11 protein-coding genes are annotated in these 10,295 nt (G+C 39.4%); 5 read left to right on the top strand and 6 right to left on the bottom strand.

Annotated features, from left to right (window positions below; all coding sequences use genetic code 11):
* A partial coding sequence (locus LNTAR_RS24220) for a MipA/OmpV family protein (protein ID WP_007281418.1) occupies positions 1 to 244 on the top strand: 244 nt, incomplete at its 5' end.
* A gap of 68 nt (positions 245 to 312) precedes the next feature.
* Here the strand turns inward: LNTAR_RS24220 and LNTAR_RS24215 are convergent.
* Both LNTAR_RS24215 and LNTAR_RS24210 read right to left on the bottom strand, forming a co-directional pair.
* Positions 313 to 1,137, bottom strand: coding sequence for a S1C family serine protease (locus LNTAR_RS24215; RefSeq protein ID WP_007281417.1), 825 nt, complete (start codon positions 1,135 to 1,137; stop codon positions 313 to 315).
* A gap of 98 nt (positions 1,138 to 1,235) precedes the next feature.
* The gene (locus LNTAR_RS24210) at positions 1,236 to 1,838 is read right to left on the bottom strand and encodes a hypothetical protein (RefSeq protein ID WP_007281416.1); all 603 of its coding nucleotides are present in this window, start codon (positions 1,836 to 1,838) and stop codon (positions 1,236 to 1,238) included.
* Between the two features lie 248 nt (positions 1,839 to 2,086).
* Here LNTAR_RS24210 and LNTAR_RS24205 point away from each other — a divergent pair, with 248 nt between their 5' ends.
* From LNTAR_RS24205 to LNTAR_RS24195, 3 genes are read left to right on the top strand one after another with little or no spacing between them, the layout of a single operon-like run.
* Positions 2,087 to 3,292, top strand: a complete 1,206-nt coding sequence (locus LNTAR_RS24205) for an FHA domain-containing protein (protein WP_007281415.1) — start codon at positions 2,087 to 2,089, stop codon at positions 3,290 to 3,292.
* A gap of 52 nt (positions 3,293 to 3,344) precedes the next feature.
* Positions 3,345 to 3,614: a 2Fe-2S iron-sulfur cluster binding domain-containing protein gene (locus tag LNTAR_RS24200; protein WP_007281414.1), complete on the top strand. Its 270-nt coding sequence runs from the start codon at positions 3,345 to 3,347 to the stop codon at positions 3,612 to 3,614.
* Entirely contained in the window at positions 3,614 to 4,222 is a 609-nt protein-coding gene (locus LNTAR_RS24195; protein ID WP_007281413.1) for a 4Fe-4S dicluster domain-containing protein, read from the top strand. Before LNTAR_RS24200 ends, LNTAR_RS24195 begins: the two co-directional genes overlap by 1 nt.
* Before the next feature lie 2 nt (positions 4,223 to 4,224).
* Here LNTAR_RS24195 and LNTAR_RS24190 read toward each other — a convergent pair whose 3' ends face one another.
* Complete coding sequence (locus LNTAR_RS24190) at positions 4,225 to 5,196, bottom strand: RluA family pseudouridine synthase (protein WP_007281412.1); 972 nt, start codon at positions 5,194 to 5,196, stop codon at positions 4,225 to 4,227.
* Positions 5,197 to 5,199: 3 nt separating this feature from the next.
* Positions 5,200 to 6,039, bottom strand: coding sequence for a prolipoprotein diacylglyceryl transferase (gene lgt, locus LNTAR_RS24185; RefSeq protein ID WP_007281411.1), 840 nt, complete (start codon positions 6,037 to 6,039; stop codon positions 5,200 to 5,202).
* A 172-nt stretch (positions 6,040 to 6,211) separates the two neighbouring features.
* Between lgt and LNTAR_RS24180 the strand changes: the two genes are divergently transcribed.
* Positions 6,212 to 7,939 carry a VWA domain-containing protein gene (locus LNTAR_RS24180; RefSeq protein ID WP_007281410.1) on the top strand — a complete coding sequence of 576 codons (1,728 nt, stop codon included), beginning with the start codon at positions 6,212 to 6,214 and terminating at the stop codon, positions 7,937 to 7,939.
* Between the two features lie 21 nt (positions 7,940 to 7,960).
* On the opposite strand, the gene LNTAR_RS24175 is transcribed toward LNTAR_RS24180, so the two are convergent.
* Both LNTAR_RS24175 and LNTAR_RS24170 read right to left on the bottom strand, forming a co-directional pair.
* Entirely contained in the window at positions 7,961 to 9,829 is a 1,869-nt protein-coding gene (locus LNTAR_RS24175; RefSeq protein ID WP_040915764.1) for an Lnb N-terminal periplasmic domain-containing protein, read from the bottom strand.
* A 130-nt stretch (positions 9,830 to 9,959) separates the two neighbouring features.
* A partial coding sequence (locus LNTAR_RS24170; RefSeq protein WP_007281408.1) for a DUF3015 family protein occupies positions 9,960 to 10,295 on the bottom strand: 336 nt, incomplete at its 5' end.

Genomic DNA, 10,295 nt, shown 5'->3' with positions numbered 1-10,295 from the left:
CGGTGGTGCAGTTGGTTGGGTCAACAGTGACGGCGGAGCATGGCTCTATAGTACTGATACAGTAACAGGTGGCGACGGTTTCTCAGATGTTTCAGTATCTGCTTCACTTAGTTTCGACCTCACTGAAAACCTCAGTATTTCTCCTTTCGTATCTTACACTGCTCTTATCGAAGACGCTAAAGATTCTACTGGTGGAGACAACGAAGAGATCTTCGGTGGCGTTAACTTAAGCTTCTCTTTCTAATTTAGAAAGAATTAGTTTTAAAAAAAGGCGGTCATTGACCGCCTTTTTTATTGCCTATATAATAAAGCCTAATTAGCTTCTTTTAGAACTTTAAGCAAGAATTCAACAACTGCCGAATTCGGCACCGCAAAATTCAAACTATTAGTTTCTGGGATTTGTGCCGTATTCACACCAACCCAACCTCGCCTTACCGAAACTAAGGGTCCTCCAGAAGAACCAGGGTTAATCGCTGCATCCGTCTGTAAGTAACCCACTCCCTTAGTATTTTCATTTTGAAAACTTGATAAGTCGCGATGCTGCTGCGAAACAATTCCCATTGTCACCGAATGGCCAAAACCATAAGGATTACCGATGGCAATAACTAGCTCTCCCTCTAGGTTTTTATTAATAGAACACATCTCAAGATAAGGAAAATCCTTATTTAAGTTTTTAATCTTTAATAAAGCCAAATCTTTACTAGGCTCTTCGGCCAAGATCTCTAACTCATAGAGTTTTCCTGTGTCATCAACTGCAGAAATCGTTTCCCCATTTCTTACCACATGTTCATTGGATATAATGTAACCATCAGGATGAATACAAAAACCCGAGCCTAAACTCTTCCCCTTAACAGCAACTTTAACTTTCGGACCTGGCAAAAAAGAGGGGAGCAAATGCACATTCCTCTCTGCCTTACCGCTAATAAATAAGTTTAAAACTGCTTTTTTAGACTGGCTTGCCACGCGAGAAATATCATCAATTTTTAAATCTTGTTTAATCTCCTGCTGAACCAACAATATATCTTTGAGTTGCTTACCTTTAAGAGAGTTCGCCTCAGAGCCCAAGATAAGCCCTTCTTGCAGGGGAGCTTGATATTCACTCACACAAGAACTACTGGCGAGAAAGACACTAGTCACAAAAAAGCTTTTCCATAAATTATTAATCGTTTATCTCCTATTTAAGTTTATAAACTATAAGGCTATGGAAAAGCATCTTGAAATCAATTACTTAATTTTTATTTAACTTCGATTGATCCTCTATGTTTTTTTACCCCCGAAGGAACAACATCCACTTTGACCAACTGTGGGTTGCGCATCGCATAGTCACCTTGATACTCACCTAAAAGAACTTTCATATAAGTATTAAGACTACTCTTTTTCGCTTTTACAGTAAAATAACAAATATGCTCTTTCCATTCCGACGAAGTCTCGGAGGTTATTGCCATCAAACCTAAATTTTGGCCTTTATCTGACTCCTTCGATCCACCCTTACCTTTCTTGTTAGATTTTTTGGCACCAAAGATATCTCCATAAGTTCCATAAGTATAAGTTATTGCGCCACTACCATCGGCTTTGACCTCGGTCTTAAACATATAACTCGCCCCTTCTTCTAATTCAACTTGATGGTACAATGCAAGGTAAGTTTTCGAAGATGACGAGGGCGTATAAAATGAAAACACACCTTTTTTGTATGATTCTTTTATCGCCTTGTACTCTTTAGATTTTCGCAGGTACCAATTCTCCTCTACTTTTTTAAACTTGGGATCTGAAATAAGATTATCTGCTTTTAGGGGTGATAATATTAGAGTTAAAGCTACAAAAATAACGCTTCTTACCATGTGACTATCCTTAATTAATTTTTACAGTTAAAAGCACTACGCTCTCTAATTCATAGATCTTACAAATGGCGACGAATTACATGTATATTCATAATAAATTAACTATTAGCAACTTAGAGAAAACCAGAACGACCCAATATAAGGCAAGACTAATTATTAAGATTGTTTTTACATAGATTTAACACAAAACTCGTTTTCTATACAAATCATTACACTATATTAAGGCTATCTAAAACGAGGTTGATTTTATGTCCACGCGAAGCTATGAATGCCACAATTGCCAGAGAAGTAATAATTACTTCCAAAAATATTGCGCGTCCTGCGAACTTCCTGCTGCCGTTGCCTGCTTGAAAAGCACAGGCAAGGGCGTTCTTCCTAGCGATTTAAAAATAGGCCTACTCCCCACAAGTCAATCTGTGGGCTCTGACATCCATTCAGACATTTTATTGCCCACTCTCAGTGTTAAAAAACAAGTCTGTACTTTACATTTTTCTGGTGGGCTTTTTCACTATATTTCTTCACATAATGAGAATGACATAAAATTTAATAACCAAGATATAATAGCGAATCAAAAGTATAGTCTTGAGCATGGCTGCATGATACGATTTGGAGAAGAAGAGTTTGAGCTCATCTATTTCAACAAACACAACAGAAGCCCTAGACTTGAAAAAGAATTTTTATCAGAATATGCACATCAATCTGTGAGCACTTCCATCAGTCGACAACTTCAAACGATTAGCTTTAAACATGCACTTTTAGAATGCCATACAGTCTCAGATGTGTTTTCTCTAAGCTTGGACACACTTTTACTGATGACTGGATTAGAGCGCGCCTATGGCTTCATGATTACCACCCATGAAAATGGTGAAATCGAACTCCAAGAAATATTAGCTAAGAATAGTGATTTCAAGACAATCGTAGAAAGCGATCAACAAATATCTCAATCAATTATTAAAAACAGCCTCCACAAACATAATTCGATATATATAAGTAATTCTGACATCATTAAAGAAAAATCACAATCCATGTTCGATTTTGATATTAAAACTATTATTTGTCTCCCATTAAATACCACTTATTCAAATTCTCAGAAAGAAACCATCGGCATTCTTTATGTCGACAAACAATACACTTCACATCGCTTACCCAAAAAACTGGAGTCCAGCCTGAGAACGATTTCCACTATGGCAGCTTCAACTATTCATAAGCAAAATAATAATAAAAACCCTATGCCTAGCTCTGAAACTCAAGCGACAATACGCCATCTCAAAAGAGAATTAGCTGATTTAAGAAAACACCTTAAAACAAGCTCTGAACTCATTGATAAATATGATTACGGAAATCCCTGCGCCATAAAAACGCGCCTTCGCGAATGTCGCAAAGACTTGCTCAGCTTATCAAAAATCATTTCAGGGAGCGCTCACATCCCTAAGGTTCATAAGCTAGAAAAATAAACTAGCCATTTCTAAACTTTGTGATATAATTCAGTTAAGATTAGGAAATGCAATGATTTATACCATACAGTTTAGTTTATCAAAAAAAACGATCGAATACGACCCAAAAGCTAATAGTTTTTTTTCCATTCTCGACCTTGCTGACAAAGCTGGCGTAGATATCAGACGCGGCTGCCGAAGTGGCCACTGCGGAACCTGTTCTGTCCCTTTAATAAGCGGAAGTGTAGAACATATTTTTGGAGATAAGATGGAAACAGACTGTCCTGCTCATATATTAACATGCTCCTTTAAACCAAAATCTAACTTAATTATTGAAGCCTAATGGAAAATCGACGCAGCTTATTTAGAGGTTTTAAAAACTTTGGCTCTCTTATGCGTGATGTTGTTCACGAACATAAAGAACAAAAGAAAGAACTTAATAAAAACCCTAGTGCCCCAGCAGAATTTTTTCGCCCTCCAGGAGCTTTGCCCGAAGCGGACTTTCTCAACAAATGCACCCAATGTAATGATTGTATGGAAGCCTGTACCCCCGGAGCTATCTACAAACACTTTGACCCCAACTCTAAGGCAAACCTCACTCCCATTATCGCACAAGATGTGATTCCTTGTGAACTCTGCGAGGATACTCCATGCGTCACAGCATGCCAGGAAGACGCTCTTGTTTTAAAGGAAGACGAAAAACCCGTTATAGGTAAAGTTCAAATTTATATTGACAACTGTTATTCTTGGAATGGTATTGACCCCGAGTGCTCGGCATGTGCGGATGCTTGTCCACTCCCCGAAAAAGCTATTGTCGCTGACTCAGAAGGCAGGATGAGAGTCAAAACCGCTCTATGCAATGGCTGCACATTGTGCACACATGTCTGTCCAGAGTTTCATAATGCTATAAAAGTCGTCCCCCTCACCGAAGAGCGAACGACTCCTCAGTAATACTAAGCGTCGAATTCAATTCCAAACTTATCGCACACACTTTTAAAATCATCGTGCAAAGGTGCTGTAAAGGTCATGATCTCTTGAGTCCCAGGGTGAATGATTCTCGTTCTCCAAGCATGAAGAATGTGCCTGTCTGGTGATTCTTTTTCATCCAAACGTCTCACACCATAAAGCTTATCACCAACAACAGGATGATTAATTCCCGACATGTGAACGCGAATCTGGTGGGTTCTGCCCGTATCAATTTTTAACTTAACTAGGGTCGCACCATTATTGTCCGCTAAAACCTTGTAATGAGAAATGGCTTCTTTACCACGATTTGAATCGTTAGTATTTTCCATTTTCTGCCTATTCGAACGCGAACGGCCAATATGACTTGTGATTGTATCTCGGCCAACGCGAATAGTTCCACGACATAAAGCAACGTAATACTTTTCCACATCACGCCTCGCAAAGGAACGACTTAGTTTATCGAGATTTTTTGCGCTTTTCGCAACAATAATCACGCCTGAAGTTTCTTTATCCAAACGGTGAACAATCCCTGGTCGACTACTGCCATCATCCATAGCACTGAAAGTATCTAAATCACGTCCTAGCAAAGCGTTGACTAATGTTCCCGTGTAGTTACCTGCGCCCGGATGCACGACCATACCTGCTGGTTTATTAACCACTAAAATATCATCATCTTCATAAATAATGTCGAGCTCAATATCTTCTGGTAACAAGGTGCTTTCATCTGCTTCTTCAGGCATTTTGTAATGTACAAAATCACCTTCAATCACATTTTCAGACATACGTGCATTAATTTTGGCACCAGAGCGCACGAGCTCAAAAGCACCATCCTTTAAGCTTTTCTGTAAAAATGTTCGTGAGTATTCTGGCAATTGTTGAGATATATATCTATCTAAACGCTGACATTCATTAAATTCATCTACTACCCACGAGTGGGTGTATCCTTCTGGGACTTCCATAAACTATTCCTTTTCTAATTGGGGAAAGTCTAATTCCCGATTTCGACGACACAATACTATAATAACGCAACCAAGCAAGAAGGTGCCAATAGCTATATACTGTGCCAAAGATAAACCTGCGGTTAAATCTTGATCATCGCGGAAGAATTCAACAATAATTCTCCATAGACTATAAACGCAAAAATATAGACCAAAAATCATACCGGGCTTTGCTAATTTTTTACTTAAATAACACAACAAGAGACAAACGCCTACAAGTGCAAAAACTGAATAAAGGGGCGCTGGATGAACCGCAGCTGATAACTCTGCCTGGGGCTCAATAAAGCCACGCTTGAGGTGATCTGTCCAAGGAAAGCTCCCTTTCGGATATTGCACCGCAATAGCATCAACAGAACAACGGCCACCAAAACAGCAACCATTAAGGAAACAACCGATTCGCCCAAAGGCATGTGCCAAGGCAATGCAGGGTGCCGCTATATCTAGTGCTGTCAAAAAATTAATTTTATTGCGCTTACAAATGAAATAAGCAATAATCAATCCACCAATCAAACCGCCTTGAAAAACTAAGCCCCCCTCTTGAAAGGCAAAAATTTTCGAAAAGGGACGATTGGCAAAGTTTTCATCCCAATAACGCACCACAAAAAGTGCGCGTGCACCAATAATAGCTCCAATCATTGAGTAAAATAAGGTCGTCTCAATCTTATCGGGATCTTGACCATAAATCTTTGCCCTCTTCTTCAAAAGAAATAAAGCCGCCAAAAAACCACTTGCGGCCATGACTTGAAACCAGCGCAGTATTATTTGACTTCCAAAGAGATCAAATTCTAAAAAAATTTCTTTCATAAATATCTTCTAATATTTTTTGTTTTGTGATTTTAGTCGGATTAGTAAGTAATTCCACAGAAATCGGATACTTTAAGATCAGTTATTTAGTATAGTGACTATAATTCATTTGATCAGAACCGACACAAAACCGATGAACTAAACTGCTTTTATTGCTCAAAAAAACACCTTTATGAATAAAAAAAATTACAGCATGTACATCGTTATTTCGATTGTTATTTCCCTAGTATTCCACGCCCTCCTAGCTCTAATATTCTCCTCTCAGCTTACAAGCGTACTCAACTCTTTTAAAAGCACCACCATTAAGCCTCTCCCAAAAGAACAATATAAAAGCCCTGCTCCGCGCGTCGAAAAGTGGGAACCAAAAACTAAACGTGACCTCGACCAAGAGCTCAAAAATGCATTGCGCCCTTCTATCACTCCCGCCAAGGTCAAACTCGAAGATTTAAAAATCAATGCGGACATCGCACCTAAAGTCGACTCTACCTCTCTCGCCAAGTTGCAGATGAAGATGAGTGCTCAAATTCCAGGGCAATCCCTTTCCACCCAACTTCCTCCTCAGATTTACGAGATTAAACCACAGTTATCTGACGAACACCTTTCTGACGCTAACAAAAGCTTGATCGATAAGCGAGTAGAGAACACTGATGACGTGGGCAATCAAGCCCTCTCTTTCAAAGCCAATGATGGGCAGGGTATATCAGGCTCATCTATCGGTGGCAGATCCGCACCATCGATCACACTCCCCGTAACCAGCATACGACCTTCAATTGACCTAAGCCCTCCGAGTGATCCGCGTGGCCAAAACTCCCTAAATCTCATCAAAAAACCCTCACTCCCTCAAATATCAGTGAATGAATCTAGCCAAGGTCAACTCGATGACGTTTTAAAAATTATCCCCTCAGTCTACGTAGACCCTAGAGATCAGCAAGGTTATTTCCAAGTGGATATCACCTTAGATAAAAACTCAAAACGTCTCATCTCACAAGCCAAAGAAATTATGTTTATTTTGGATACATCCACAAGTATTCGTTACGAACAGTTTAATAACTTCACCTACGCCATCAAAAAAGGCATTAAAAACCTTTCTCCCCAAGACCGTTTTAACATCGTGACCTTCAATATTAAAGATCGTCGCTGCTTCCCTAGTTACGCACCTGCAAATGACGAAAACATCGCCATGGCACTCAAATTTTTAGACAACACTAAACGCGGTGGTAAAACTGACGTTTACAAAAGCCTTCGTCCTTACATAGCTCAGAGAAGCCAAAGCCAATACCCCAGAATCATCTATCTCGCAAGTGATGGCAACACCACCACGAGAGGCGGAGTCGAAGGCGTCGAAATCATCAGTAAAATCACCCAAGACAACCAAGCGAGAACATCTATCTTTGCCATAAGCAATGGAGATGATACTTCTCCCTTCCTACTCGACCTTTTAACCCTACGTAATCGCGGGTACAGTATTCTGCAAGAAGAACCCGAGGGCTCAGGCCTGATGTTTGAAAATTTTATAAAAACCTACTCTGACACAGTAGTCAGCAAACTTAACTATCGTTTTTCTTCACAAATTGATCACGATGAAATCTTCCCTCGCGAACTCCCTCACCTCTACCGTGGTGGAACACTCTCAATTTATGGACAATTTAAAAGCGGACAACAATCCACGCTTGTTCAAGTAAAAGGCGTCGGCGCAAAAGGGCCTGAGGAGATTACCTTTAAAATTGATTTTAAAACATCGGCAAAAGGCAAAGCTACTTTAGCACAAAATTGGGCTCACCATAAAATCTTATATTTACTCGGCGAACTCACTGATAACCCAAATGATAAAAAGATTAAAACTCAACTACGTAATCTCGTTAATAAGTATAAGATCCCCATCCCCTACGAGATCGAATAGTAAGTTTACTGAGAAGACTGCTCAGAAATAGTAATTCACCTTTAGACCCAATTCATTCCAATCCTGATGAAAGGAATCAGTCCACTTAAAGTAACTATTGAGGTGAACACTTTTGCTTAGATTCCAGTTCAAGCCTGTCTTAACTTCAGTCATCTGATTACTCTGCCCTAACACACCCCAGCTATGACGTCCAGATAACTGTGCAGAACTATGTTGATTGATATAATAAATTGTCCCTAACTCTGGGCCAATACCTAACATATAATTATCATTCAAGACACCTGAAAAATGTAGTGAAGGACGCAATAAGCCGTACACCAAAATCTCGTCCTTGAATAAGGAACTTTGCCCAAATCCGGTATCTATATAAGTCGCCACATGTAAATCTTCGTCATTCTCCCTTAAACGCAGTGACTCTGCACCCACATCAACTACCCAGGACAATGGATCAAAATATTCATCTACAGGGGCTAAAGAATGAATTGTCGCTAACTGAAATTTCTTTAACTCTAAATCTTCATCATCATAAAAGTAATAAAGCTCAGTATTAAGTACTTCAATAGCACTCCCCTTCAGGTAGCCTGCCCAAGTATCTTCCAAAGCATGATAAGCTGGACGCAAACTCAAGGATACAAACCCTTGATCATCGTAAGCCCCCGATCCTAACTGAACTCGCATTGAATCATGACCTTCTGCGGGATCAAAAGGAACTTCATAATCATAAGGCTTATCATTTCTCCCCAGCTTAGCCCGTTTGCGTAAAGTACCTAAGTACAAGTCCTGGTACTCTTCTTGAGTCATTTCTCCATCAGCTAAATGGATCAGCATCAATTCAACGGCCACATCGTAGACTCGACGTTGTTCTTCTAATGAAGACTCTTTCAAAACTAAGTCTTCCTCTGAAGTCGCTTCGCGGCGAGAAAGTGATTTTGATAAATGTTTTTGACTGGGCTTCAAAGGGTCAGCAATAGAACGAATTTTAGTTGACTTTGAGGGGCGATACTGACCCTGCTCAAGCAAATCATTGGCTTTAACCAATTTTATTGTATCCACAGGTAAAACCCAATAATCATTCGCCTGCCTCGCCAAATTCATCCCTGGACGAGCCGCGTCAATAGCAAAGAGTAAATTGTATGAACAGTTCTCATCAAAGAAGTAGTAATCCGAACTAATATTCTCCATCTCAATGACGTGCATCAACATCCTTTCAATTTCTTTTTGAGTGAACTTAAAATCGTATTCCCACACATCTCGCATATTGTGATCGGAATACTCAATCACTTTCTCAAAGTACCTAACTATATTAAAAGTCCCTGGGTACATGCCTAGAACACCCTTTACAGCAAATTTTAAACCATCAGTTTCCTCCGTTCTCGCCGAATAGTTAATTGAGTACGCCATAAGCTTTTTATTTCGTTTACCTTCAATATTCAGTAAAGTATGACCAAATAATGATGAAGGATTATTCATATACTGACTTGGAAAGACCAATTTAACTTTATCTGGAGCAATATTATTTAAAATCCTCTGAAACTTAGGACTATGATCAGAGACAAACAAGGACTTCGCCTCGGGCAACTCCTCAAGAATCCAATCCAAACGTGCTGGAAAACGGTTAACTACATGAGTATCTTCACTCGGATCACCTTTCGAAAAAGCCTCTAAACAGGCTTCTAACTCGGCGTTAGGATTAATTTTACCTAAAGGCGAGAGAAAAAAGCCCTCATCATCGACCACACTAGCCTGAGTAAAAAAGCCACTATCGTAATGCAATAAGTTTAACCAATGGTCTTTTGTGGCCACGCCACGTTCTTTCGCTAATTTCTTTAAATCACTCACTTCCATTGCAGTTGCTGACATAAGCAGCAAAAAGCATAAAAAATACTTCATCTGTTCCCTTTATAAAATTGACTCGATAATATACTTGTGATGGTTACGATAAACAGATAAAACAGCTCATTTAAGCACAAAAAAGCCACCGATTCTCATCGGTGGCTTAAAAACTAGCTAGTTAATAAACTTAGCTTTTAGCGATATCCATGATATTGCTTACAACTTCAGTGTGAGTCACTTCGTTTGTTGTATAAATATTTGCGAAGTTATCTTGAAGCTGAGTTTTGAAAGCTTCTTTGTCTTCTACTTTAAGAATGGCTGCGATTGTGTCGACTGCTTCACCATTACCCATAGCAATATCTTTTGCTACGTTATCCATGTTACCAGCAATGAAGATATTCATTTGCTCTTGTGCCCAGAACTCATCAGGCTTTTCAGCATCTAAAGTACCAGAGGTAATTGCAAATAAACCATTACAAAAAATCATGTTTGTAGTTACAGCAGCAGTTTGTGACATAAGACC

The sequence above is a fragment of the Lentisphaera araneosa HTCC2155 genome (assembly GCF_000170755.1).
Taxonomy (GTDB): domain Bacteria; phylum Verrucomicrobiota; class Lentisphaeria; order Lentisphaerales; family Lentisphaeraceae; genus Lentisphaera; species Lentisphaera araneosa.
The sequence above is the reverse complement of the archived record's forward strand: the minus strand, read 5'-3'. Positions and strand labels throughout refer to the sequence as shown.

Bases quoted from the DNA above. Each gene is read 5' to 3' on its own strand.
- LNTAR_RS24210 (WP_007281416.1), bottom strand. From the start codon at position 1,838: ATGGTAAGAAGCGTTATTTTTGTAGCTTTAACTCTAATATTATCACCC.
- LNTAR_RS24205 (WP_007281415.1), top strand. From the start codon at position 2,087: ATGTCCACGCGAAGCTATGAATGCCACAATTGCCAGAGAAGTAATAAT.
- LNTAR_RS24200 (WP_007281414.1), top strand. From the start codon at position 3,345: ATGATTTATACCATACAGTTTAGTTTATCAAAAAAAACGATCGAATAC.
- LNTAR_RS24195 (WP_007281413.1), top strand. From the start codon at position 3,614: ATGGAAAATCGACGCAGCTTATTTAGAGGTTTTAAAAACTTTGGCTCT.
- LNTAR_RS24190 (WP_007281412.1), bottom strand. From the start codon at position 5,196: ATGGAAGTCCCAGAAGGATACACCCACTCGTGGGTAGTAGATGAATTT.
- lgt (WP_007281411.1), bottom strand. From the start codon at position 6,039: ATGAAAGAAATTTTTTTAGAATTTGATCTCTTTGGAAGTCAAATAATA.
- LNTAR_RS24180 (WP_007281410.1), top strand. From the start codon at position 6,212: ATGAATAAAAAAAATTACAGCATGTACATCGTTATTTCGATTGTTATT.
- LNTAR_RS24175 (WP_040915764.1), bottom strand. From the start codon at position 9,829: ATGAAGTATTTTTTATGCTTTTTGCTGCTTATGTCAGCAACTGCAATG.